This window comes from Acinetobacter sp. LUNF3 (genome assembly GCF_022699605.1).
Taxonomy (GTDB): domain Bacteria; phylum Pseudomonadota; class Gammaproteobacteria; order Pseudomonadales; family Moraxellaceae; genus Acinetobacter; species Acinetobacter johnsonii.
Map to the genome: position 1 here is coordinate 132,862 of NZ_CP093968.1, position 24,493 is coordinate 157,354.

A 24,493-nucleotide genomic window follows, 5' to 3' on the forward strand; every position below is an offset into this window, starting at 1 on the left:
ACAAGAGGGAGGGGATTTCATGCATACACGTGTGGTATTTAATCAAAAAGGTGGTGTCGGTAAATCCAGTATTGCAGTGAATTTGGCGGCAATTAGTGCACATCAAGGCTTAAAAACCTTACTGATTGATCTCGATCCGCAAGCGAATTCGAGTCAGTATGTGCTGGGCGATGACGCAACGTATTCGGCAGACAAACCAGCTTTAGAACCCAATATTGAAAACTATTTTGAAGAAGTGCTTGGAACGACTCAAAATAAAAGTCTATTGGGCAGTGCCATTGGTTCGATCCTCAAAGGACGAGCTAAAGGCTTAGAAAGTTATGTACACCAATCCCCTTTTAAAAATTTGGATGTGATTCCAGCCAGCCCAAGCCTCGGGGCATTGGCTTATGCTTTAGAGTCAAAACATAAAATTTATAAACTGCGTGATGCGTTACAACAGCTTGCCGGAAAATATGATCGTGTCTATATCGATACACCGCCAGCCTTTAACTTCTTTACTTTGTCGGCACTGATTGCAGCCAATAAAGTCCTGATTCCGTTTGATTGCGATGTCTTTTCTAAACGTGCACTGCAAACTTTGATCGAAAATGTACTCGAAACTCAAGACGATCATAATGATCATTTGGAAATTGAAGGCATTGTGGTGAATCAGTTCCAAGCGCAAGCCAAACTTCCGCGTGAAGTGGTGCAACAGCTGAAGGATGAAGGTCTTCCTGTATTAGAGAGTATGTTGCCTCCATCAGTGCTGATGAAAGAATCGCACCACAAAAATTTACCCTTGATTCATTTGGCACACGATCATAAATTGACGCAGGCCTATCAATCATTGTTCAATGAAATTGAGAATAATAAATTGCGAGATTCAGCATGAAAAACATCACAGTTGCTTTTTTAGTGGGCAGTACGCTGTTATTGAGCGCCTGCGCCACAACGGTTAAACCGACTTATGTCTCTCCTACACAGTATCAAGCTTTGAACTGCCAACAGTTACAAGCAGAATATAATCGGATTCAGCAACATTTAGATGAAGGTGTACCTACTGCGAAACGCACGGGTGTTGGCGTAGGTCTAGGTCTGGGTGGTGGATGGAGTCATGGTGGCGGTTGGGGCTTTGGTCCAAGCGTTTCAGTGAATATGGGACAATCATCGAATACCCAAAAAACTGAAATTTCACGACTTTTGGGTCAGCAAGAGGCGATTGTACAGGCTGCAAAATTTAAAGGCTGTGCGATTACCGTGCAAAATAAGACGAATTAATGCCGCATTTATTCATCCTGCTGAAGGGTTCATCCTTTCAGCAGCCATTAAAATTTTAGCAAAATGTTTCGAAAATAATTTTAATAAAACAATGGACTATCGTTTTACCATGCACTTTTCTACCCTATGGGTTCAGTGTTTTTTTCGGCTTTGACTTGAGGAAACTGCTCTTTTTCGGCTAAATTGCGCATCTTTAATGCTGTTGTTGGATGTCTATGATTGAGAGTTGGCTGTTTGTATTGGCAATGATTGCTGTCTTGATGATTCCGGGACCAACCAATGCTTTACTCGCAAGCTCTGCACATCAGCAAGGTCTGGCGAAGACCAGCTTACTTGTACCCGCAGAACTGTTTGGGTATTTCTATGCCATCAATTTATGGGCACTCCTGATTCATCTTAGCACCCCGACTTGGCCTTATCTGATAGACCTTTTACATGCACTCAGTGCAGTCTATGTGTTCTGGCTGGCTTTTCATTTGTGGAAAAGCTCACACTTAGAAAAACATAATCAACGTTTTACCTCGATTCGACCTAAACAATTATTTTTTTCTACTTTGAAAAATCCGAAAGCCGTCTTATTTGCTGCGGGTATTTTTCCCTATGAAGCCTGGGATAATCCAACCAATTTCTTTTTGGTCTTTGCGGTGTTTAGTCTGGTGTTATTGCCAACGGCACTGTTCTGGATGTCTTTTGGCCGTGCCATTTTATCGGGTGAGTCCAAACAAATAAAAGCCGATCTCTTATATAAAGGATCGGCCATGTTGTTGGTGGTGTGTATGTTTCCCGTGATTCTACGCTTTTTTGCTTAAGCTTCAGTGGTTGATTTTTTCTTTAATTTGGCACGAATAAAACCAATAATCCCCGGCAAGACACTAATAATAATAATGCCGAAAATCAGATGCGTGAAATTGTCTTTGACCACAGGCACATTACCAAAAATATAGCCTAAAGTAATGAATGATCCAATCCAGCAGAATGCTCCAATCAAGTTATAAGACAGGAAAAATTTGTAGTCCATTTTTCCTGCACCTGCTACAAAAGGTGCAAAAGTCCGCGCAAAAGGAATAAAACGCGCAAAAATAATAGTTTTACCACCATGTTTTTCAAAGAATTTTTGTGTATTTATCAGGTGTTGTTTATTAATAAAACGTGACTCGATTTCAAAAACGCGCGGTCCAATATAACGACCAATGTGATAATTCAGCGTATCGCCCAGTACGGCCGCGATAAAAAGTAAAACACCAAGAGTCCACGGATTCATTGCACCTGTGGATGCTGCTAAGGCACCTGCGGCAAACAATAAGCTGTCGCCGGGTAGGAACGGCATGACCACCAAACCTGTTTCCACAAAGATGATGAGAAACAAAATTGCATAAATCCAAACCCCATAGTTGGTGATAAACTCAAGCAGATGGTCATCGACATGTAATATAAAATCAATCAGTTCCATGGGGCACAAATAAGCAAAAGAGTGCGGAAATCCTAGCAGTCTCGTTATCAGAAGTCAGTATTAAAACGTAAATAAATTTAGCTATCAGTGTTCTTATCTTAAAACGATGTGTGATGAAAATTGATATTTATTCTAAAAATAGAGAACATTAAGATAGCTACAACTTCAAATAAAACGTATTTAAAGGTGTAAAAATATTTAATCGAAATGTTGTGGCCAAAAATATTGTCAATCAACCCAATACAGATGTAGTTTTAGCTTTAATTCCCCGTGTACTGATGGCTTATATTCTCTTGTTGCAAGCTAGGGAAAAATTTCAGCTTATAGCGTAACTTTAGGGTATATGGGGGCTTGGAGCGCTATTACCTTTAACCATTTTAGTTGAGTTTGGTAGTGGCTTAGCGCTGTTATTTGGTTTTCAAGCCCACTTTCCTGCGTTTGGCTTAGACCTATTTAGTGTTATTACCGCGTTTATTTTTCACGATGGCGCACAAGCCAGCATTAATTTTATGAAAAATTTTGCCATGGCAGGTGGTCTATTGTTTCTAATGCTGCATGGTGCAGGAAAAATGAGTCTAGATCATTTGATTGAAAAATAATTCAAAATGAAAAGCAGCATGCAGGATGCTGCTTTTTTATTTACAAAAAAGTACGGTGTGGACGTTATTTTTTTTGATCAAGATCAATAAAACATGAGGAAAATAAGATGAAAAAATCTTTTTAAAATAGGGTTATGTATTACAAGTTTAAGTCTTGCCGCTGGCGCATGGGCCAAAGATGATCATATCATTTTACAAGAAGCTGCAAAGAACCATGTCTCTGTGTCAGCCATTGCAAAGCTCAAAGATGAAACTGCGGTCACCTTAAAAGGCACGCTGCTGAAACATCTCAATGAAGACCACTACGAGTTCAGCGATGGTACAGGGGTTATTTTGCTGGATATTGATGACCATTTATGGAAAGCATCCAATATTAAAGCAGGCGATAAAGTACAGGTGGTCGGTGAGGTGGATACACATCGTTATAAACCGACTGATATTGAAGTCGTTAAAATAGAAAAAGTTTTGAAATAAACATCAGGCACGCGAAAGCGTGCTTTTTGATATAAAAACCATTGGGTTTTAAGCGTTGTATAAAGCTTGTCCGAATTATGTGCGTTATGCGCGGAAAAATGCTAGAATACGGCGCTTATATTCGTTTGCCTTTCATAGTTGTTTGTCATGACTACCAATACTCAAATTACTGAAGATCGTATCCTTATTTTGGATTTCGGTTCTCAATATAGCCAGCTTATTGCACGCCGCGTACGTGAAGCTGGTGTATATTCTGAAATGTATGCCTATGACATGTCTGAAGAAGACATTCGTGCATTTAATCCAAACGGTATCATCTTATCAGGTGGTCCTGAGAGCGTACACGAAGAAGGCAGCCCACGTGCGCCAGAAGTTGTGTTCAACTTAGGTGTACCAGTTTTGGGTATTTGCTATGGCTTACAAACCATGTCTGCACAGCTTGGCGGTAAAGTTGAGCCGGGTACTGTACATGAGTTCGGTTATGCCGAAGTAAACATCCAAGTTCGTGACAAGTTGATTGGTGATCTTGAAGACACCAAAGACCAACTTAAAGTCTGGATGAGCCATGGTGACAAAGTGACAGCGATTCCTGAAGGTTTCCAAATCACTGCAAGCACACCAAGCTGTCCAGTGGCGATGGTTTCTGATGAAACACGTCGCTTCTACGGTATTCAGTTCCACCCAGAAGTAACACACACTGCAAAAGGTGCAGAGTTATTATCGAACTTTGTACACAGCATTTGTGGCTGTCGTAGCTTGTGGAACTCTGAAAACATTATCGACCTGCGTGTTGAACAATTACGTCAACAAATTGGCGATCAAAAAGTTCTGTTAGGTCTTTCTGGTGGTGTGGATTCTTCGGTTGTTGCTGCGCTTTTACACCGTGCGATTGGTGATCAATTGACTTGTGTATTTGTAGACAACGGTCTGCTTCGTTTGAACGAAGGTGAGCAAGTGATGGACATGTTTGCGAAAAACATGGGTATCCGTGTGATTCGTGCCGATGCGGAAGAGCGTTTCTTGACTGCACTTGCGGGTGAAGTTGATCCTGAGAAAAAACGTAAAATCATTGGTCGTGAGTTCATTGAAGTTTTTGCTGAAGAAGCGCGTAAGCTTGATGGCGTAAACTTCCTTGCTCAAGGGACGATTTACCCAGACGTGATCGAATCTGCGGCAACTAAAAATGGTAAAGCACATGTGATTAAATCTCACCACAATGTGGGCGGTTTACCAGATGACTTGGCTTTTGAATTGGTTGAGCCAATCCGTGATTTGTTTAAAGATGAAGTACGTCGTTTAGGTACAACTTTAGGCTTACCGCATGAAATGCTATATCGTCATCCATTCCCAGGCCCAGGTTTGGGCGTGCGTATTTTGGGTGAAGTGAAGAAAGAGTATGCAGACATTTTACGTCTTGCAGATGACATCTTTATGCAAGAGCTTCGTGCAAGCGGTTGGTATGATAAAACTGCGCAAGCATTTGCGGTATTCCAACCGGTGAAATCTGTTGGTGTCGTCGGTGATGGTCGTCGTTATGCATGGGTGATTGCACTTCGTGCTGTTGAAACGGTTGACTTTATGACAGCGCGTTTCGCACATCTTCCTTATGATCTTGTAGATAAAATTTCGACTCGTATCATGAATGAAATTAAAGATGTTTCTCGTGTTGTGTATGATGTGTCATCTAAGCCACCAGCAACGATTGAGTGGGAATAAAGCAAGTGCAACAGTTGCAGTTTTTCGATCAAATGCAACAAATTCGCTTTATTGACTTGTTCGCAGGGATAGGTGGTTTCCATCTAGCCCTTGCGCGACAAGGTGCACAATGTGTTTTTGCGTCTGAAATTAATGAAAAGGCTAAGAAAACATATTTAGCCAATCATAGTTTGGATAAAGATGCTTGGCATGGTGATATTACATTAATTGAACCACAACAGATTCCTGATCATGAGATCTTGTGTGCGGGCTTTCCATGTCAGCCGTTTAGTCAAGCAGGACAAAAAAAAGGTTTCGATGATGTCAGAGGAACTTTATTTTTTAATATTTTGCAAATTTTAGAAGAAAAAAGACCAGAAGCCTATTTTTTGGAAAATGTACGCGGATTGCTTAAGCACGATAATGGGCGTACTTTTTCAGTTATTCAAGAAAAACTTGAGGCACTTGGTTATAGCTTTCAAAGTTTTGTTGTAAAATCAAGCGACTATGGTTTACCACAGCATCGGCCTCGTCTTTTTATGATTGGTTTTCGAGATGGTGTAACAAAAATAGAGCTACCAGAAAAGCTTCCATTGAAATATACAATGAGTGATATTTTTTCAGGCAATTGTGAAAAAGAAGTTGGCTTTACACTACGAGTTGGTGGGCGTGGATCAGTTTATGGTGATCGACGAAATTGGGAATTTTATAAAGTTGATGGTGAGATTCGACGTTTAACTTCTAAACAAGGTCTTTTGATGCAAGGGTTTCCTTCGGATTTCATTTTTCCTGTATCTGAAATAGAGGCAATGAAACAGTTAGGAAATTCTGTATCAGTTGATGCCATAGAAGCATTCTATAAAAAAATTAAGGAAAAACTAAGTGCAGAACAATTCACACTTATTAAATAAATATAACATTGTAAAGAAAGGGGCTGTATATGAGGCTTTTAAACTGGTTCTTGAAAAGAGTTTAGATATTCAAAATTTAAAACCGCATGAACAACTACAAGTTCTATGGAAAGCATATAAAGACAATTGTCCAAACAATAACAATATTAATGGTAAAGTATTTGAGGTAATTATTGCGACAGTAATGCTTGAGAGCGGAATCGGGCCAATTTTTTCTCAAGCAAATGTTGTTTTTGTACCAAATGTTAACTTTGATCTGATTGTTTATAGTAAAGAATTTGGTCCAATATCAATTTCGGCTAAGACATCCTTAAGAGAGAGATATAAGCAGGCCGATTTAGAAGCTGTATCATTAAAATATGTACACCGTAAGGCTAGGTGTTACTTAGTTACTATGGATAAACCTGAAGCCATGAGATTAGAAAAAAAGTTAAAAGAGGGAGACCTTTTAGGAATTGATGACATTGTATTAGGGGATGAAATCTCATTTGATGAAATGATAGAGTTCCTCTCATCTATCAATTTGGAAAAACCTAAAGCGGTAGAAATTATTACGTCTTCTCAGATTTATGAAATAGTCAAAAATTAGTAAATAATAAGCTTACATTGTTTCGATAAAGAAAACTTTTGATTCTTCCTAAGCGATGGCTTTCCATCACTTCTAAAATACTTTTGCAGAGCAAAAACACACCTTATAAAGATGTAACAACATTTTTACATCCACTCATTGCCTTGAACTTAGGTTTTGAAAACACAAGGTATTGTCCCATGTTTAAGAATCAGCATTCTATTTTTAGGGATGTGCAGTTGGGAATCTGCTTGTTATGATCTGGGATATATGGATCTGTAATGAGTAAGCACATGACGAATAATAACTATACTGAACTATCACATTCGGATGACTGTGAAAAATACGTAAATCAATTCATTCAAGAGTTTCCACTGAGAAGTGCGGAAATAGGCCAAGGGACGGTCATCAAACGCGCGCTGCCAAGTCGCCATAAACGAATGATTGGCGCATGGTGTTTCTTAGATCATGCAGGCCCTGTAACTTTCCCACAAGGGGACGGTTTAGATGTTGGCCCACATCCACATATCGGTTTGCAAACCTTTACATGGATGATAGAAGGCACCATGATGCATACCGACAGTTTGGGTAGCAAACAGTTGATTCGTCCAAAACAGGTCAATTTAATGACCGCAGGACACGGGATTTCCCATACGGAAGTCGCACCAGATACAGAAACCAAAATGCATGCAGCACAATTGTGGATTGCATTACCCGATGCAAAAATTGCTGTTGAACCCCGTTTCGATCACTATCCAGAACTGCCAGTGGTGGAAAAAGATGGGGTAGCATTTACCATTTTGGTCGGAGAGTTTTTAAATACTACCTCACCTGTGAGTGTTTATACCGAGCTGTTAGGAGTGGACTTAAGCGCAACAGAAAGCACCAAAACCCGTTTAACACTCAATCCAAACTTTGAATATGGCTTTATGGCTTTAGAAGGAACGGCCACGGTTAATGGGCACGAACTGACAGAAGACAATATGGTGGTACTCGAGCAGGGTGTAAGTGCGATTGAAATTGAAATCCATGCTGGTAGCCGCTTGTTACTGTTAGGTGGTGAGCCATTTGAAAGTCCAATTTTACTGTGGTGGAACTTTGTTGGTCGTACTCAAGAAGAATTGAAAATTGCGCGTGATCAGTGGATTGCACAAGATGAACGTTTTGGTTCCATTCCTGACTATGAAGGTCCACGTTTGGAAGCTCCAGCATTTCCAGACCAAATGCGTGCTTCAAAATAAAGGGAATACTGCGACAAGTCGTTCAACAACAGAATAGGTGGACAGTTTCAATACTTGAAACCTATTCAAAATAATATCAATGAAAAATAGGATAATAAAAAAATGGGAATCATTGCGAATGCGGAAGTCAAAACATGCGTCGAAGCATGGTCTGGTAAAGTAAGCAGTGGGTGACATCAATTCATTACCGATAAACCAGCGTCTTTTGGCGGTCATGACAAAGGCCCTGCACCTTATGACTTTATTTGTAGAGGTTTGATTTCCTGCACCATGATTACTCTACGGATGTATGTACAGCACAAAGGTATTGGGTGGGGGCTTTTAGTGTCGAAGCAGATTTTAATGCCAATAAAGAAGGTCGAGAATGGATCAGCCGTCGTTTGTCGTTTGAGCAAACATTGACAGAAGAAGCACGCCAAAAAATCTTAGACATCTGTCAAAAAACACCAGTCACTAAAATTTTATTACGTTCCGTCGAGATTGAAACCTCAATTGTTTAACTCGCTTGACGGTTTTTTATAGGCGGTAAAGGATTTTGTGCGACTGGATATTCATGTGTATCGAGAGGTGCAAAATCCAAATTTTAGAGTAAAGTGGGTGCTAGATTTCAATTAAAAAAGGTAAAACAATGATCACCCTGCACCATTTGGAACATTCACGGTCTTTACGCATTTTATGGGCTTTGGAAGAGTTAGGGCTGGAGTATGAAGTGAAGTTTTATAAACGCCTACCGACCTATGCTGCACCACCTGAGTTAAAAAACATTCATCCCTTAGGCAAAGCCCCTGTTTTGACCGATGGTGATTTGGTCATAGCAGAATCTGCGGTGATTTTAGAATACTTGCAAGCCACCTACGATACAGAACACAAGTTTAAACCGAAAAATTCAAAGGACTTAATGCAATACAACTACTGGATGCATTATGCCGAAGGCTCGTTGATGCCATATTTGGTTATGACCTTGGTGATGACCAATGTACCGAAGCATGTTCCCTTTCTAATTAAACCGCTTGCCAATAAAATTTGTGATGGGGTGAAAGGCGGTTTTATTAATCCACGCTTGAAAGAGCACAGTGCATATTTGGAAAATTATTTGTCTCAACATGACTATTTTGCAGGTGATTTTTCCTTTGCTGATATTCAAATGAGCTTTCCTGTGGTGGCGATGCAAGAGCGGGTAAAAGCCCATAACCCTCAAATGGTTGCTTATGCACAGCGCATTCAGCAGCGCCCAGCATTTAAAAAAGCCAAAGAGCTCAGTGGGTTCTAGTGGGTGGTGATGATTTGAACCTGATTTTTTTGCCCGGTGCATCGGGAAATACGACATTCTGGCAACCTGTCATACAGCGCCTTCTTCAGGATGATTCAAGCATGGTCGTCGCTTATCCGAGCTTTGGTGACTATCCTGATGATGTGGATGTGCAGAATTTTGAGGACTTACAAGATTATGTATTGAATCAAATTCAACAGTCTTCTGTGGTCGTTGCACAATCGATGGGCGGCATTTTTGCAGTACAAGCTGCCTTACAAAAAGCTGAGCAGGTGCAGGCCTTGGTGCTCGTGGCAACCTCAGGCGGCATTGATTTAAGTCCTTTTCAGGTGGCGGATTGGAGAGAGGATTATCAACAGAGCTTTACTGTTCCTGATTGGTTTGTTCAGCATCAGTCTGATTTGACGGACAGTTTGGAGCATATTCGTTGTCCTGTTCTGCTGATTTGGGGCGATGCAGATCCGATTAGTCCTGTTGCGGTGGGGCAGGCCTTACACCGTCAAATACCACATGCTGAATTGCACATCGTGTCACAGGGTCAACATGATTTGGCGTATGCGCATGCGGCGCACGTTGCGCGATTGATTCAAAATTTTCTCGCCAAACTCAGAGTATAAAAAAGGATGCCGAGGCATCCTTTTTTTTGTTTTAGCGTTTGACCACAATCGAATCAATCCCGCTATGTTGTAGGGTTTGCTGTGCAATCACCGCGGCTTCTTGCGAGTCATATGGCCCTGAAATCACGCGATACCATGTTTGGCCGCCTTCAACGGTTTTGACGACATCGGCAGAGAGACCATTTAAGATAATTTCTGCACGACGTGCATCGGCACTGTCAGGGTCGGGGTAACTGCGGACTTGTAATATAAAGCTTGGCGCTTGCGGTGTCGGTGCTGCTTCGGTTAAACCCGGTTCAGCAGGAGTACTTTCTTCGGCAGCAGGTGCTTCAACAATCACGACGGTGCTTGGATTGTCTTTGGTTTCAGGAATGGCTTGATCAGGAATTGGCGTCACTTGCTGTTGTGGCAGCAGGTCATAGAAACGGTAGTCTTTATTGGTTTCTTCTTGATAATGTTCCGAAGTGATTTGACCTTTCGGCTTCACTGGTGCCCAAGGCTTCCACAGTAATAGTGCTACAGCAAAACAGAGCACGATTAAAATGACCACAAGTGTACCGAGCCAAGCTGGAATCAGTGGCTTTTTGGGTTTGTTCGGTCTTTCAGATACACCGCGCTGCGTTTTTCCAAACACGTGGAAACCTCTTTTCTTCTAATCAATATGAGGGACTGGCCCATTCTTTGCTTTATTTTAGTACTTGGCCTCAAGCAATTATAAAAGAGGCGTCATTGTAAAATAAAGAATCGCTTTGCAAAATTCAAGTTTCACAAAGCGAGCAATACATCAGGGTTGATATGGTTACTTCGGGCATAGCCCTGTGTCTTGCGACGATGTGCAAAGCGTTGCTTTTTACATCATTACCTCAAGCATAGCTTTCGGTCTTGCAGCCATACTTGAAGCTTTGCTTTGCTGGTTACATCGTCTCAGGTGCAGACACACCTAGTAACTCTAAACCATTACGCAAAACTTGTTGTACGTTTATTGAAAGTAATAAACGGGCTTGCGAAAGGGCAATATTCTGTTCGTCGATAATTCTTGTATTATCCAAGTTATACCAACCATGGAATAACGCTGCGAGTTCTTTCAAATAGTTACCCACTTGGTGTGGTTCATAGCTATTTGCAGCACGAAGCACAATTTCAGGATAGGCCGCAAGTTTGGCAAGAATTTCAGTTTCAGCATCAAGAGTTAATAAGGTCGCATCGTAATCATCTGCTTTGCTACGATCAAAAGGAATGCCTTTTTCAGGTGCTTTCACATCGACCATACGATTGACACGTGCATGCGCATATTGGATGTAGTACACCGCATTGTCTTTGCTTTGTGAAACTGCAAGGTCTAAGTCAAAGTCAATGTGTTGTTCAGACTTACGCATCACGTAGTAGAAACGCGCAGCATCATTGCCCACTTCTTTACGCAGGTCACGTAAAGTCACGAACTGACCAGAACGAGATGACATTTGTACCATCTCACCACCACGCCATAGGCTGACGAACTGAACCAATAGAACGGTGAGTTTTTTCGAGTCATACCCCAAGGCATCAATGGCTGCTTTGACCCGTGAAATATAGCCATGGTGGTCTGAGCCCCAGATATCAATGATATCGGTATAGCCACGTTGTAATTTGTTCAGGTGATAAGCAATGTCAGAAGCAAAGTAAGTGGTTTGTCCATTACGACGCTTCACAACACGGTCTTTTTCATCGCCAAATTCAGTCGATTTGAACCAAATGTTGCCGTCTTTTTCATATAAGAAACCACGTTGTTCTAAAGTTTCTAAAGCTTCATCAATTTTGTCTGTCAATGAAGCTTCACTGAACCATTGGTTAAAGGTTACACCAAACTCGCCCAAGTCATCTTTGATGTCATCTAAGATCACATTCAGCGCTGCTTGGTGGAATACGCGGTAAGCTTCACCGATTAAGCTTTGTGAATTATGGATTAAACCATCGATGTGCTTTTCTTTGTCGCCTAAAAGGACAACTTTATTGCCTTCAGCATCGAGTTCTTCTGCATATTGTACATCTTCAGGAACATCTTTATAGACGTCTGCTACAGGGCGAACGTAAGCATCGCTATCAGCATCGATAATACTTTGCGCGATTTCTTTAACATAATCGCCTTGATAGGCATTTTTAGGGAAAACCAGTTCTTGGCCTGTTAATTCGAGGTAGCGCAAATAGGTAGATGTTGCAAGGATGTCCATTTGACGGCCTGCATCATTCACATAATATTCACGGTCTACTGTTGCACCTGTTGCTTCAAGCAAGGTTGCAACCGTCATCCCATAGGCAGCGCCACGACCATGACCAACGTGCAAGCTAGACGTTGGATTGGCAGAAACGAATTCTACTTGTATTTTTTTCGCAGCATTGGCTTGAGTGCGGCCAAATTGCTTGCCTTGCGCTTGAATTTGATCGAGCACGGCAAAACGTTGGTCGGCATTTAAGAAGAAGTTAATAAAGCCAGGACCTGCGATTTCTGCTTTGCTAATGTCCGCCACTTCTGGCAGCGCAGCAAGAATTTTTTCGGCTAAATCACGAGGCTTCATACCCGCAGCTTTAGAGGCAATCATCGCGATATTGGACGCGAAATCCCCGTGGCTTCGGTCTTTGGTACGCGTCAAAGTACTGCTGTTGTTCCAGTCTGCTGGAAGGATACCTTCAGCTTGAAGGTTTTGTACTGCGTGCTCGAGAGCTGCTTGGATTGCCGTGTTCATATTCAGTCGAAAATTTAATGTCGCAGAAAAACGCTAAATATAGCAAATTTCCGCGTCTTTAGGTGAATCCATTTTTATAGAATAAAAAATGTTCAAAAACTGCTAACGATTGCGCTGCAATAAATATGAAAAGCGCAGTATGATGAAAACCAAAACGCATACTTTTAAGGATAAAACGTGTCTGAACAGCGGCCGATGATCATTGGGAATATTCCCAAGTTACCAGCAAAATATGCCATGTTTATTTTGCCGTTTTTTATCTCATTTTTTATGAGTGGCATTATTTCGATGATCAATCTTTGGCGCAATTTGGGCTGGGTGGACAATTTCCTACAGGTTTGGCTGTCCGCATGGATGATGTCTTGGGTGGTGGCCTATCCTGTAGTGCTCATTGTGCTACCGATTGTGCGCCGTTTGACCGGTGTGTTTGTTGATATGTCACATTTGAACCCACCCAAATAAGCCCCATTTTAGCTATTTTCACGGCATGAGACAGGTTTACTGAGGAGTTCTGCATTTTGGTTTTGAAAACGATACAGTTTGCTGGCATGAAAGAGCTTAATTACTTTGGCACTGGCAAGCTGTTGTTGAAAACGACTCAGGCTTTGGCGTTGAAATGGATCAAAGGGATTGCCATAGTTTTTGTTGTCGAGTAAAAACTGAATCTGTCCTGCTTCTTTATCATAGCCGTATAAGATACGTTTGCCTTGCACATCTTGAAGCTCAAAGGTAGGCGGATGACTGCTGATTTTACAATTCAGACGTAGCGAGAGCACAAAGCCTTCAGTTGATTTGTTTTGTAGCTGATAAATCCCTTGTTTTTCATTCTCCAAATAGACCCATTGATTCAAGGGTAAATTTGCACTGAGTTGTTCATATTGCTCGATGGTGGCTTTACTGATATCGACAATGCCTGTGGGATCGATTTCAGGCAGTTTTTCGTTATGACCAAATAGTCCTGTAATTTTATCACTCACTGTAGTTTGCGCCGTAGAAATAGATTGGCATGCTGTCATTTGCGTGATGTAAAGACACGTGAGGCTTAACAACATCAATTTTTTGATGATCATTTTTAATATAAAGAAGAAATAAAAGCGCTAGCTTAGCTTGAGCTTTATTCAAGTTCAAATTTTATCCATGCGCTATTTGACCGAAAAGACTGCCGTAAACGTCATTTTTACGTTGAGTCGGTTTGATTTTTATTTTCAGACTAAATCGCTTTGATAATTGCATCACGCTTATAAATATCAAAAGATGCGCAAATGGCGCTAAGCTAGTAGCCGAATTAGATGCATAGATTCTCCCCATAGGTTCATCTAAATCTATGTATAACGAGATAGGTAATGACGACAGAATATTTAAAGACAAAACAACCCTTATACATCCCTTATGCGGGCAATACCTTACTTGAGTTGCCGCTGTTAAATAAAGGATCGGCGTTTACGGAAGAAGAGCGCACTCGCTTCAACTTGCATGGTTTAATTCCGCATGTTGAAGAAAGCATTGAAGAACAAAGTCAGCGTTCTTATCAACAGTACTGTGCTTTTAATGATGCGATCAATAAGCACATTTACTTGCGTAATATTCAAGACACCAACGAAACCTTGTTCTATCACCTCATTGAAAACCATTTAAGTGAGATGATGCCAATTATCTATACTCCAACGGTGGGTGAGGCCTGTCAGCGTTTTTCGGATATTTATCGTCGCCATCGTGGTACATTTATTTCCTATCCAGACCGTGCGCATATTGATGATATCTTGCATAACATCAACAAGAAAAATGTCAAAGTTATTGTGATTACCGACGGCGAGCGTATTTTAGGCTTGGGCGACCAAGGTATTGGCGGGATGGGTATTCCGATTGGAAAATTGTCGCTGTATACCGCGTGTGGGGGTATTAGCCCAGCTTACACCTTACCAATTACCCTCGATGTCGGGACCAATAATCAGCAGTTACTGAATGACCCAATTTATATGGGCTGGAATCAACCGCGTATCAGTGGTGATGAGTACTATGCTTTTGTCGATGAAGTGATTGCTGCAATCAAGCGTCGTTGGCCGAAAGCGTTGATTCAATTTGAAGACTTCGCGCAAAATAATGCAATGCCGTTATTGAATAAGTACCGTGATGAAATCTGTTGTTTTAATGATGATATTCAAGGTACCGCAGCCGTTTCTGTGGGCAGTTTGATTGCTGCATCACGTGCGGCAGCTAAACAGCTCAAAGATCAAACCGTTGCCTTCTTAGGTGCGGGTTCAGCAGGCTGTGGGATTGCTGAGCAAATTGTTGCGCAGATGAAGGTTGAAGGTTTAACTGATGCCGAAGCGCGTGCACGCGTGTATATGGTCGATCGTTTTGGTTTAATCACTGAAAATCAGCCGAATCTACTCGATTTCCAACGTAAATTGGCGCAAAAACCAGACGTGATAGCGCAATGGGGCAATGCTGAAGAAGTGATTTCACTGCTCGATGTCGTGAAAAATGCCAAACCTACTGTGTTGATTGGAGTATCGGGTCAGCCGGGTTTATTCACTGAAGAAGTGATTCGTACTTTGGCTTCGAACTGTGATCGTCCGATTGTGCTGCCACTGTCTAATCCAACGTCGCGTGTTGAAGCCGTGCCAGCAGATATTATTCACTGGACGGATGGCAAAGCTTTGATTGCGACAGGCAGTCCTTTTGCCCCTGTCAATTATCAAGGCAAAATTTATAATATTTCGCAGTGCAATAACTCATATATCTTCCCAGGGATAGGGTTGGGCGTGATTGCGGCCAATGCAACTCGTGTGACCGATTCGATGTTAATTGCATCGAGCAATGCTTTGGCAGATTGTTCCCCGATGTTGACCAACCCTACAGCAGATTTATTGCCTGAGATTGATGAAATTCAGAAAGTCTCTAAGCTGATAGCCTTTAAAGTGGCCAAAGCAGCAATGGATGCAGGTGTAGCCCCGATTATTAGTGATGAGCAATTGCAACACGCGATTGAGAAAAACTTCTGGAAGCCAGAGTATCGTCACTATAAACGTGTTGCCTTCTAAAGCTGAAAATGAGATTGAACAAAAAGGAGCGTAATGCTCCTTTTTGTTTTTTGAGAGCTGCGTCTTCATTAACATTATTTTACTAGATTAAAAAAAAGACATTTTGTACACTCCGCGCACAAGTATAAAAACCAATAACTTAACAATGATCATGTTCAATTCTATTTATAAAATGCTGGAATCCTTTGGATTCGGCTCACAAAAACGTGCTTTGCATATTCATTTTTCCAATTCGGCTTTGAACACACAGGTGTTTATTCAGCGCATTGAGGGCGAGCACAGAATCAATCAAGGCTTAAAAGCTGAAATTCTATGTCTATCGACCAATGCTTATCTGCCTTTAAAACAGTTTATTGGTGGACGTGTCGCGGTTGATCAGGTCACGGATGTGGGGCAGCTTTCTCGTCTGACGGGGGTGATTACCAGTGCCAGTCAGGGGCAAAGTGATGGTGCGCTAACTGTTTATAAACTTACCGTTGAAGATGCAACAGCACTGTGGCATAAGCGCAGAAACAGTCGCGTGTTTATGAGTAAAAGTGTTCGTGAAATCACTGAAACTCTGTTTAGCGAATGGCAAAGTCACAGTACGTTATTTGCAGCCAGCTTAAGTCTGAACTTAGACGGTTTGAGCCGTGATTATGATGTACGACCCTTTGTCATGCAGTCTAATGAAACCGACGCTGAGTTTCTCACTCGACTATGGCGGAGTGAAGGGATTAATTGGTTGATCGATGAACAAGCTCCGACGGTGCTCAGTTCGTCGGAACTGATTCAGGCACAGCAACTTCGTTTGATGGATGATAATCAAGCTTTTACAGCACTGGGCCGCCGAAAGATTCGTTTCCACCGCAGCCATGCCACTGAGCCTTTTGATAGCATCACCAGTTTTATTGCTGAACGTCACTTACAATCCACCACGGTACAGACGCAGCGTTGGCAAGCGCAACATTTAGCTCAAGATCAGAGTCAGGCTGTATTGAGTGCACATCAGCATAGTGATCAACAAGACAATGAAAGTTTGGGTCTGGAACAAGTCTGGTGTGTCAGTCCAGCATGGACGGCTGATCTACAAGGTGAGGATCAGGCCACGTCTGCTAATAGCAGTCAACTAGATCGTCTCAACCAACAACTGAGCCAATATCATGAGCTTCAGGCCAAATATTTCACAGCAAAAAGTAGCGTTCGAGATGCGCAAGTGGGCTATTGGTTTGAAATGGTGGATCATCCTGAAATAGACCAACATGTGTCCGCAGAGCGTGAATTTCTCATTTTAGGCAAAGTTTTTTATAACCAAAATAATTTACCCAAAGAGTTGCTACAGCAAATCAATTTATTACTAAAAGAAAGTCGCTGGCAAGGTCTAAGTGAGGAACGACAAGCCAATGAACTCTTTGTCGTACGCCGTGAGGTCAAAATTGTTCCTGAATATCAAGCGTGGATACACCGTCCAGCAGCCCATCCTTTACGCGCCAAAGTCGTCGGGCCTGAAGGGGAAGAAATTTATGTGGATGCATGGGGACGGATTAAAGTTCGCTTCATGTTTACACGTAGTGATGACCATGCTCATGATGGTGGCGCGGGTGCAAATGACAATGACACGGACTCGGCTTGGGTCGATGTATTGACCCCATGGGCGGGTGAGGGGTATGGCGCACGTTTTCATCCGCGTGTTGGAGAAATTGTGGTCATCGACTTCTTTGAGGGGGATGTCGATCGACCCTTTGTAGTAGGACGCATTCATGAGGCCGAGCGCCACCAAACCATGTTTGATGTGAAAGGGACATTGCCTGCGACGAAAAAACTCAGCGGGATTCGTTCACAAGAGGTTGCAGGGCAAGGCTTTAACCAACTGCGTTTTGATGATACGACAGGGCAAATTAGTGTGCAGCTACACAGCAGTCATGGAGCGAGTCAGCTCAATCTCGGTAACCTCAGTCATCCAAAAGAAACTGAGAACAGTGATGGGCGTGGTGAGGGGTTTGAGCTAAGAACGGATCAATGGGGAGCCATGCGTGCAGGCAAAGGCCTCTTGATTAGTACCTATGCACAGGATCAAGCGGTCGCAGATCATTTGGCTGCATCCGAAGCCCAGTCCATCTTGCAGCAAGGTCATGACAGTATGCACATGCTGAGTACTTTGGCTGTTAAACAACAGACTGATGCACTGAATGTGATCAATCGTCTGCCTAAATTGATTCAGTCTGTAGAGCTAAAAGGGGCCAATCAAGCCCTCCAAGCAACTGTTGGTTTATTTAAAACTGCAGTCAGTCAGGATCCGATTTCGGCATTAAAAACGTGTGGTGGTTTTATTGAGGATATTCAAAAATTTGGTCAAGACACAGACAATTTGATCAATGAATTTAAAGATTATTTTCAGGATGCAGAGGCTTCAATAGAAAATTTAAAAGCCTTTATTGATAACCTCGAAGAACATGGTACAGATGCTTTAAAAAGTCAGTTGCAAGGCGTGAAAGACAAATTGAATGCGGATCCATTCACCGCTTTAAAAGATGTTGGTAAAGTGATTGCGAATGTTGATATGAGAGACTTTGACCTGACCAGTGCTTGCGGAAGCTTTAATAAAGGCAGCAAATTGGATGTTAATCCCATGCAGGCATTGGGCTCCATGCAAGGTTTTATGGAGACATATGCTCAAGAGGCAGAGCAAACGCAGGATACTCAGAATCAAGCTCAAGCGAAGATCTTTCGTCAGGCTTTAATGCTGCTGGCTTCCCCCAATGGTATTGCTTTAACGACGCCTGAAGATATTGTTTTACAAGCTTCTCAAGACATTGCTGAAAGCGCACAGGGGTCCATTAACTTAAGTGCCCAGAAGAATATTATTGCGCATGCGCAGGATAAAGTGAGCTTATTTGCTGCACAAAAAGGGCTAAAAGCATTTGCAGCAAAAGGAAAAGTCGAATTACAGGCACAAGATGATGCGATAGAGGCGATTGCGCGTAAGGTGATTAAGCTAATTTCAACAGAAGATAAAATAGAAATAACCAGTCCGAAAGAAATTGTACTGACTGCTGGTGGTTCACAGCTCAAAATTAATGGGGATGGGATTTTTACGACAACAGGTGGAAAGTTTGAAAGTAAGGCGGGTCAGCATAGTTTTGTGGGTGGTGCAAAAGTATCTTATGAGGTTCCTGAATTACCTTGCTCTTCTACTTTTAGCAATCGGCTAGATATTTATAATTTATTTTGGGCAAGTGATTTTAATCAGCTCAGTTACAAAGCTTTTATTCCTGAGACAAATGCATTTATTGCAGGGGTAATAGATGAACATGGCCGTACAGGAAAAATTAACACATCAGACCCAACAAAAGTCCAAGTACTTGTTGGGTCTGATGGTGAATGGGGTTTACGAGTCGAAAGTTTTGATGAAGATGATTTTAGTATTGATAAAAATGTAAATGGTGAGAATTTAGAAATAAATCATAATGAAAATAATAAGGATTAGAAATGAATAAAAAATCATTGGTTACTATACAAATTTTAGATTTATTTGGAAGCCCAATTCCTAAAGTTCAATATAAAGTGACGAACCAAAGGACTGGACAGGTTATTGCAGCTGGTGCAACAAATTCTAAAGGGTGCATTGTTGAAATTAGCCGAGATAAAGGTACAGCATTAGATGTTCATGTCAAAAGTATGTTTGATGGTTTAATGCTAAAAGTCCAAAGCTTTGTTATGTCGAGAGATAGGATGATTGTAAAGATTACGAGCCCTAAAGTTCTTTTAAACTTAACGACATTTACTAATCAGGGAAGTAATGGAGAATATAAAAGAAAAACACATGTTGTGAAAAAAGGAGAAACTTTATTTGATATCGCTCAGAAAAATAATACGACAGTTCGTGCATTAGAACGCCTAAATAAGATAGATGATCCAAATAAGATTTATATTGGTCAAGTGATTAAGTTGGAAGTAAATATTCCAGCTGCAGGAAATCATGTGCATCAACAAAAAGCAAAATCAGCCACACAACCCAAAAATCAATCGTCCCCTAGTACAACATCAAAAATATCTCAGAGGCAAAAAGCAAAAAAGCCTTCTCAGGCGAGCCCGCAAAAAAAGCAAGGTGATGGGCTTTTTTCAGGAAATTTAGGTAATGAAATCTTAAATAAGGTGAATGAGCTTTATGAAGAGGGTAAGAATATACTCAATGAAACTGTCAATTTAGGCTCTAAAATCCCGACAGTTGAAGACCGTAGCCAAGAGAGTGGAACACCCAAAACGAATACTGAAAATTTATGTAAAACCAATCCTCAATGTATTTCATCAGGTAAAAGTGAATTAATTAGAGAAATTAATATTCGTTTAGCTGGGTTTGGTGGTGCATTACCCACAGATGAGTTTACTAACTTAACAGCTGCTTGTATTAGGCAATTTCAGAGAGATTATATGGGGGTGATTGAAACTGGAAAAATTTGTGGAAGTGTTTTATCCGCTTTGGATAAGTTTTACTATGAGTATCCAATAGCAAGTTTTATGGCGAAGGCTTCTTGTCCGTGTGGTGAGTGTTTAGGGTATGGTAATAATATTAGAGGGGTGAAATCAGGATTAAATACTGCAAATGAGTATCCAGGTTTACATAGGTCTTTAATATGGGTGTTGAAGGCATTAAGTTTTTATCTAAAAAATGATTTTAAATCTGAAAATATTGAAGTAGCATATATAGAGTCCGGGTATAGGTGTATCGAGAGTAATAAACAAAAGAAAAGAACTAGTGTTAACCATATGGGACTAGCTTTAGATATACATTTTAATAAAAATGGAGTTAGAACTACAGCTCCTCAAGATATGAATAAAATACGTAAAAGAATATTAGTAGCTAAGATGAATGCTTCAGAACAAAGACAAGATGATAAAATTTATATGGAGCCAGAAAAGTTTAATGATGGTTCTTCGGGAGCAAGTACATGGGTACATTACGATGTGACAAAATTTTCAATGGTTGCTAGAAATGAAATTTATTTTAAAAAAACAGTTAAAGATCTAAATGGAGAATTATTCTCTGTTCTACTAAAAGAAATAAATAAGCAATCTTTACTCAGTTGTTCTGGTATTATCTTTAAAAATGAAGCTCCTAAATCTAATATTTTAGAAAGTGAGTTGATTTTATCGAATCAAGATATTATTGATATTATGAAGGTAACGGAGACTGAAGTAATTAAATTTAAAAATGAAAATAATTTTAAACAACAAGCTGCTGGAGTTGTAGATACTATATTAAATAGGACGAAATCTGGTGTATGGGGAGGTACTGTGAGAAATGTTGTCAATGCACATCGTCAGTTCTCTAAAATAACAGGACCTAAAAGTTTAGAGCCATATGGTTCTGTTCAAAATATGCCAATGTCTGCTGTTAGCTCAAGGATAAAAAATTTCGTGAATAGTTATTTGATTGAAAGAGCAAATGGTCGCCCATCCATTGTGGGGGGGCATTTGAATTATGCAAATAAATATTATTCTGATGAATATAATCGAAAAGCATGGGTCAATGTTTTTCATGATAAAGCTGTTAGAGATGGTCTAATTTTTGGTCATGGAAAAGCAATTCATGCACATGGTACAGTTTCTGAATTAGAAGATAGTATTCCAAAACCATTTAAATTAAGACTTCCAGATAATTTTAAAGGAATTTAACACCATGTTTAATTTTAATTTTCTTTATTTAATTTTTTTTATAGGATTAGGTTTTCTGAATGTGGCATGTGCAAAAACTAGCAAAAATGGCTGCAATTCAAATAATGTTGAGGAAAAATTTCAATGTATTAGAAAAGAAAATTTTCTTCTTGAAAAAGAGTTGAAGAAATTAAAAAACAATGAAAGAAAAGATTTTACCCTATGGAAAAAAGGTATTGAGAATAGATGTGAGAGTAAAAAATCTTATACTCTAGGGGAGGGTGTTGGATTGGTAAAGGAAGAGTGTTATAGGGGGGAATACATAAACAGGTTAAATGAAATTGGAAGAGATAATGGTAGAGTTTTAAAAGCAATTAATAAAAAAAATGATGATGGATTTTCTGTAACTTTATTACCTTATAATAGTGATGATCACATCAACTGTATTTTGAAAAATAGTAAGGCTGGTTGTGATAAAGTAAATTTAATTGATGTTTCTGCTTTATTGAAAGTTTATAACGAACTTGATGAAAATTATGGTAGTTCAGTTATCTTTCCTGAATCAAAAAATGGTGTGATCTTAATAGCATCTCCATCGTCTTCTGACTCTGGTCGCGCTGTAATTAATCTTACCTCAGTAAATGCATTGGGACTATTTAAAAAAATTACTATAGATGCTTCCAACAATATAACAATTAATGAAAACTATGAAATCTTTTATACAAAGAATGGGAAGTTGTTGAAAATTACTCTGAATAATAATGGAGAGTTTGTTGTTAATTGATTAAATTAGGAGTAACTAAAAATGATAGTTACTCCTAATTTAAACTCACCCTTCCAACACTGCTTCCAACAACTCTTCGCTCGGCGCAAAATAATAAGCACCGTCAACAGGAGTCACAAAATGAAGCATACGGTCATGAATTCCATCACCACTGGTGCCGAACATACGCAGTAACATCGCATCAATAATGTTTAAATCTTTCGTATAGGCAATAAAAAATAAACCTTGCTCACCTTTACCATCGCCATAAGGAAGCGAGTGACGTAGGATTTCCATTTCTTCGCCTTCATCATCTTCAACCACGACACGTGCAACGTGAGAATTTTCAGGCTTAACGTCATCATCTAGTTCAATACTTTCAAGTTTTGTCCGTCCAAAGACTTGCTCTTGAGCATCAACTTTTAATTTTTTCCACTTTTCCAAATCATGGCAATAGCGCTGCGCAAAGATAAAAGAACCATCGGCGAATACTCCTGCATCTTCACTTAATAAGGTCGTTGCAGCACGATCATCGGGGAACTGCGGGTTTTCAGTACCATCAATAAAACCAGTCAAATCTCGACCATCAAAATTGCGGAAACAGACTCGTTCATCTAAAACATCAACTTTCTCTTGGATGCCTTCAAAGAAGGATTGGCTAAGGGCAAAACAAATATCGGTACGCTGAGACGCAATATGAATTAAAACATCCGCAGGTGAAACAGGCATATTGAAAGAGCCATAAATGGGCTCTAGCTGTTTAAACCCTGCAGGCGCTGTAGGATGAAGTTGTGCCCAAAGTTCAGGGCCAAAAGCAACAGCTGTTTTAATCTGCGCATGTGGATGTTGGGTAATAAGGCGATCACGAGTTGAAAATAAATCTTCTAATTTTTCTTTAAGTTCTTCAATACTTAAATCTTTTAAACGTAAAACAATAAAACGGGCATGATCTGAAGGTAATGGTAGAATTACAGATTGGGCGGTCATTCATGGCTCCTAAAAAAATTGTTATTTCTATTGGCTGTACTTATTGTGCCTTATGCAGTTTCAGCTTCATAGCCTTAAGTGATAAATTCATTGATGAATAATAAACCCTAAAAGCATGAAAGATCATATAATCTAAAGGTCATTTTTTTCTCAATACCACTATGTCATTTCAAATTTGGCTTGGCTTTGTACTCGCATGTTGGATCATTAGTATTTCTCCAGGGGCAGGGGCCATTGCGTCAATGTCGAGTGGCCTTAACTATGGTTTTCGGCATGGTTATTGGAATGCGCTGGGTTTACAACTCGCCTTGTTGGTACAAATCGGTATTGTGGCGGCTGGGGTAGGGGTGCTCTTTGCCACAACGCCTTGGGCATTTGGGGCTGTGAAGTGGTTTGGTGTGGCTTATTTATTGTATTTGGCTTATTTACAATGGATGGCACCCATCCAATCGATTGAAATTCAACAAGAACAACCGACTAAATCGCGCTCTAAATTGGTGATGTATGGCTTTTTGATCAATATGAGCAATCCCAAAGCAATCGTATTTTTATTGGCTGTTTTACCACAATTTTTGGATTTGTCTAAACCACAGTGGAGTCAATATGCGATGATGGCCGTCACGATGGTCACGATTGATTTGATTGTGATGGCGGGATATACGGGGTTAGCAGCGAAAGTTTTAAAACTCTTAAAATCTCCGCGACAGCAAAAATATCTCAATCGTACTTTCGCAGTGTTGTTCAGTTGTGCGGCGGGACTGCTTAGTTTGGTTCATCAGTAAGTTTAGTCTGCGTCAATTCTGCTAAAAATTGTTGTTCGGTAACCACATGTATACCGTGCTGACGAAATAGGGCGGCAGTGATTCCTTCCCCTGCAATTTTTTGTCCAGTAAATGAGCCATCATAAATACCATCGCTGCCACAGGATGGGCTATTGGCTTTGAGCACGGCATGCGTGACATGATTGGCTCGCGCTAATGCTAAAGCTTTGTAAGCACCTTGAATAAAGACATCGCTAAGCTGATGACTATCTGAGGAAAAAACCTGTGCGTGGCCTAATAAAACATCAGCACCTGACCCGTGGCGAATTTCTGCTGCGGGACGCGGGGTTGGAAGTCCTGCACTGACTTCAGGACATAAGCTGACATAATCTTTATCGAGCAAAGCTTGAACTAACTGAGAGACTAAGCAGTCTTTGCCGTCATAACGGACTTTTTGTCCGAGTAGACATGCGCTGATAAAATAACGTTTATGGCTCAT

General features: G+C 40.6%; 22 protein-coding genes and 2 pseudogenes. 18 read left to right on the forward strand and 6 right to left on the reverse strand.

Annotation, left to right across the window (positions count from 1 at the left end; genetic code table 11):
* Positions 1-19: 19 nt before the first annotated feature.
* From MN200_RS00650 to MN200_RS00660, 3 genes are all read left to right on the forward strand, one after another.
* Positions 20-874: a ParA family protein gene (locus MN200_RS00650; RefSeq protein WP_004684373.1), complete on the forward strand. Its 855-nt coding sequence runs from the start codon at positions 20-22 to the stop codon at positions 872-874.
* Positions 871-1,260 carry a hypothetical protein gene (locus MN200_RS00655; protein ID WP_058868663.1) on the forward strand — a complete coding sequence of 130 codons (390 nt, stop codon included), beginning with the start codon at positions 871-873 and terminating at the stop codon, positions 1,258-1,260. The genes MN200_RS00650 and MN200_RS00655 overlap by 4 nt, the downstream gene beginning before the upstream one ends.
* A gap of 215 nt (positions 1,261-1,475) precedes the next feature.
* Positions 1,476-2,069, forward strand: coding sequence for a LysE family transporter (locus tag MN200_RS00660; RefSeq protein WP_005401909.1), 594 nt, complete (start codon positions 1,476-1,478; stop codon positions 2,067-2,069).
* Here MN200_RS00660 and MN200_RS00665 read toward each other — a convergent pair.
* Complete coding sequence (locus MN200_RS00665) at positions 2,066-2,710, reverse strand: DedA family protein (RefSeq protein WP_004684377.1); 645 nt, start codon at positions 2,708-2,710, stop codon at positions 2,066-2,068. The genes MN200_RS00660 and MN200_RS00665 overlap by 4 nt on opposite strands.
* Positions 2,711-2,904: 194 nt before the next feature.
* On the opposite strand from MN200_RS00665, the pseudogene MN200_RS00670 reads away from it, so the two are divergent.
* From MN200_RS00670 to MN200_RS00710, 9 genes and pseudogenes are all read left to right on the forward strand, one after another.
* Positions 2,905-3,309: pseudogene (locus tag MN200_RS00670) on the forward strand (DoxX family protein).
* Positions 3,310-3,435: 126 nt separating this feature from the next.
* Positions 3,436-3,783: a NirD/YgiW/YdeI family stress tolerance protein gene (locus MN200_RS00675; protein WP_078426284.1), complete on the forward strand. Its 348-nt coding sequence runs from the start codon at positions 3,436-3,438 to the stop codon at positions 3,781-3,783.
* A gap of 147 nt (positions 3,784-3,930) precedes the next feature.
* Positions 3,931-5,499 carry a glutamine-hydrolyzing GMP synthase gene (guaA, locus tag MN200_RS00680; RefSeq protein ID WP_058868664.1) on the forward strand — a complete coding sequence of 523 codons (1,569 nt, stop codon included), beginning with the start codon at positions 3,931-3,933 and terminating at the stop codon, positions 5,497-5,499.
* Positions 5,500-5,504: 5 nt separating this feature from the next.
* The gene (locus tag MN200_RS00685; RefSeq protein ID WP_201702121.1) at positions 5,505-6,389 is read left to right on the forward strand and encodes a DNA cytosine methyltransferase; all 885 of its coding nucleotides are present in this window, start codon (positions 5,505-5,507) and stop codon (positions 6,387-6,389) included.
* On the forward strand, positions 6,361-6,978 hold the full coding sequence (locus MN200_RS00690) for a hypothetical protein (RefSeq protein WP_058868665.1): 618 nt from the start codon (positions 6,361-6,363) through the stop codon (positions 6,976-6,978). Before MN200_RS00685 ends, MN200_RS00690 begins: the two co-directional genes overlap by 29 nt.
* A gap of 272 nt (positions 6,979-7,250) precedes the next feature.
* Positions 7,251-8,198: a pirin family protein gene (locus tag MN200_RS00695; RefSeq protein ID WP_058868666.1), complete on the forward strand. Its 948-nt coding sequence runs from the start codon at positions 7,251-7,253 to the stop codon at positions 8,196-8,198.
* Between the two features lie 102 nt (positions 8,199-8,300).
* Positions 8,301-8,698: pseudogene (locus MN200_RS00700) on the forward strand (OsmC family protein).
* Between the two features lie 128 nt (positions 8,699-8,826).
* On the forward strand, positions 8,827-9,468 hold the full coding sequence (locus MN200_RS00705) for a glutathione S-transferase (RefSeq protein WP_058868667.1): 642 nt from the start codon (positions 8,827-8,829) through the stop codon (positions 9,466-9,468).
* A gap of 14 nt (positions 9,469-9,482) precedes the next feature.
* Positions 9,483-10,085 (forward strand): alpha/beta hydrolase, encoded by a 603-nt coding sequence (locus tag MN200_RS00710; RefSeq protein WP_058868698.1) that lies wholly within the window; start codon positions 9,483-9,485, stop codon positions 10,083-10,085.
* Positions 10,086-10,116: 31 nt separating this feature from the next.
* On the opposite strand, the gene MN200_RS00715 is transcribed toward MN200_RS00710, so the two are convergent.
* Together MN200_RS00715 and argS are read right to left on the reverse strand one after the other, a co-directional pair.
* Positions 10,117-10,719 (reverse strand): SPOR domain-containing protein, encoded by a 603-nt coding sequence (locus MN200_RS00715; RefSeq protein WP_004684390.1) that lies wholly within the window; start codon positions 10,717-10,719, stop codon positions 10,117-10,119.
* Between the two features lie 280 nt (positions 10,720-10,999).
* Positions 11,000-12,805 carry an arginine--tRNA ligase gene (gene argS, locus MN200_RS00720; RefSeq protein WP_242759918.1) on the reverse strand — a complete coding sequence of 602 codons (1,806 nt, stop codon included), beginning with the start codon at positions 12,803-12,805 and terminating at the stop codon, positions 11,000-11,002.
* A gap of 177 nt (positions 12,806-12,982) precedes the next feature.
* Here argS and MN200_RS00725 point away from each other — a divergent pair, with 177 nt between their 5' ends.
* Entirely contained in the window at positions 12,983-13,267 is a 285-nt protein-coding gene (locus MN200_RS00725) for a DUF2798 domain-containing protein (protein ID WP_004684392.1), read from the forward strand.
* An 8-nt stretch (positions 13,268-13,275) separates the two neighbouring features.
* Here the strand turns inward: MN200_RS00725 and MN200_RS00730 are convergent, their stop codons facing one another.
* Positions 13,276-13,875 carry a hypothetical protein gene (locus MN200_RS00730; protein ID WP_242759920.1) on the reverse strand — a complete coding sequence of 200 codons (600 nt, stop codon included), beginning with the start codon at positions 13,873-13,875 and terminating at the stop codon, positions 13,276-13,278.
* Positions 13,876-14,148: 273 nt separating this feature from the next.
* Between MN200_RS00730 and MN200_RS00735 the strand changes: the two genes are divergently transcribed.
* From MN200_RS00735 to MN200_RS00750, 4 genes are all read left to right on the forward strand, one after another.
* The gene (locus MN200_RS00735) at positions 14,149-15,849 is read left to right on the forward strand and encodes an NAD-dependent malic enzyme (RefSeq protein WP_058868670.1); all 1,701 of its coding nucleotides are present in this window, start codon (positions 14,149-14,151) and stop codon (positions 15,847-15,849) included.
* 151 nt (positions 15,850-16,000) lie between these two features.
* Positions 16,001-19,315 carry a type VI secretion system Vgr family protein gene (locus MN200_RS00740; RefSeq protein WP_201784303.1) on the forward strand — a complete coding sequence of 1,105 codons (3,315 nt, stop codon included), beginning with the start codon at positions 16,001-16,003 and terminating at the stop codon, positions 19,313-19,315.
* Between the two features lie 2 nt (positions 19,316-19,317).
* A complete protein-coding gene (locus tag MN200_RS00745) occupies positions 19,318-21,504 on the forward strand; it encodes a LysM peptidoglycan-binding domain-containing protein (protein ID WP_058868671.1) in 2,187 nt (728 codons plus the stop codon).
* A gap of 4 nt (positions 21,505-21,508) precedes the next feature.
* A complete protein-coding gene (locus MN200_RS00750; protein ID WP_058868672.1) occupies positions 21,509-22,267 on the forward strand; it encodes a hypothetical protein in 759 nt (252 codons plus the stop codon).
* Positions 22,268-22,312: 45 nt separating this feature from the next.
* On the opposite strand, the gene MN200_RS00755 is transcribed toward MN200_RS00750, so the two are convergent.
* Positions 22,313-23,233, reverse strand: coding sequence for a Dyp-type peroxidase (locus MN200_RS00755; protein ID WP_058868673.1), 921 nt, complete (start codon positions 23,231-23,233; stop codon positions 22,313-22,315).
* 161 nt (positions 23,234-23,394) lie between these two features.
* On the opposite strand from MN200_RS00755, the gene MN200_RS00760 reads away from it, so the two are divergent.
* Positions 23,395-24,015 (forward strand): LysE family transporter, encoded by a 621-nt coding sequence (locus MN200_RS00760; protein WP_058868674.1) that lies wholly within the window; start codon positions 23,395-23,397, stop codon positions 24,013-24,015.
* Here MN200_RS00760 and MN200_RS00765 read toward each other — a convergent pair.
* A complete protein-coding gene (locus MN200_RS00765) occupies positions 23,996-24,493 on the reverse strand; it encodes a DUF523 domain-containing protein (protein WP_058868675.1) in 498 nt (165 codons plus the stop codon). The genes MN200_RS00760 and MN200_RS00765 overlap by 20 nt on opposite strands.

Excerpts from the sequence above, each read along its gene's own strand:
- MN200_RS00730 (WP_242759920.1), bottom strand. The coding sequence starts at position 13,875 with ATGATCATCAAAAAATTGATGTTGTTAAGCCTCACGTGTCTTTACATC.
- MN200_RS00740 (WP_201784303.1), top strand. The coding sequence starts at position 16,001 with ATGTTCAATTCTATTTATAAAATGCTGGAATCCTTTGGATTCGGCTCA.
- MN200_RS00760 (WP_058868674.1), top strand. The coding sequence starts at position 23,395 with ATGTCATTTCAAATTTGGCTTGGCTTTGTACTCGCATGTTGGATCATT.
- MN200_RS00655 (WP_058868663.1), top strand. The coding sequence starts at position 871 with ATGAAAAACATCACAGTTGCTTTTTTAGTGGGCAGTACGCTGTTATTG.
- guaA (WP_058868664.1), top strand. The coding sequence starts at position 3,931 with ATGACTACCAATACTCAAATTACTGAAGATCGTATCCTTATTTTGGAT.
- MN200_RS00660 (WP_005401909.1), top strand. The coding sequence starts at position 1,476 with ATGATTGAGAGTTGGCTGTTTGTATTGGCAATGATTGCTGTCTTGATG.
- MN200_RS00735 (WP_058868670.1), top strand. The coding sequence starts at position 14,149 with ATGACGACAGAATATTTAAAGACAAAACAACCCTTATACATCCCTTAT.
- MN200_RS00765 (WP_058868675.1), bottom strand. The coding sequence starts at position 24,493 with ATGAGCCATAAACGTTATTTTATCAGCGCATGTCTACTCGGACAAAAA.
- MN200_RS00705 (WP_058868667.1), top strand. The coding sequence starts at position 8,827 with ATGATCACCCTGCACCATTTGGAACATTCACGGTCTTTACGCATTTTA.
- MN200_RS00650 (WP_004684373.1), top strand. The coding sequence starts at position 20 with ATGCATACACGTGTGGTATTTAATCAAAAAGGTGGTGTCGGTAAATCC.
- MN200_RS00750 (WP_058868672.1), top strand. The coding sequence starts at position 21,509 with ATGTTTAATTTTAATTTTCTTTATTTAATTTTTTTTATAGGATTAGGT.
- MN200_RS00695 (WP_058868666.1), top strand. The coding sequence starts at position 7,251 with ATGACGAATAATAACTATACTGAACTATCACATTCGGATGACTGTGAA.
- MN200_RS00665 (WP_004684377.1), bottom strand. The coding sequence starts at position 2,710 with ATGGAACTGATTGATTTTATATTACATGTCGATGACCATCTGCTTGAG.
- argS (WP_242759918.1), bottom strand. The coding sequence starts at position 12,805 with ATGAACACGGCAATCCAAGCAGCTCTCGAGCACGCAGTACAAAACCTT.
- MN200_RS00745 (WP_058868671.1), top strand. The coding sequence starts at position 19,318 with ATGAATAAAAAATCATTGGTTACTATACAAATTTTAGATTTATTTGGA.
- MN200_RS00755 (WP_058868673.1), bottom strand. The coding sequence starts at position 23,233 with ATGACCGCCCAATCTGTAATTCTACCATTACCTTCAGATCATGCCCGT.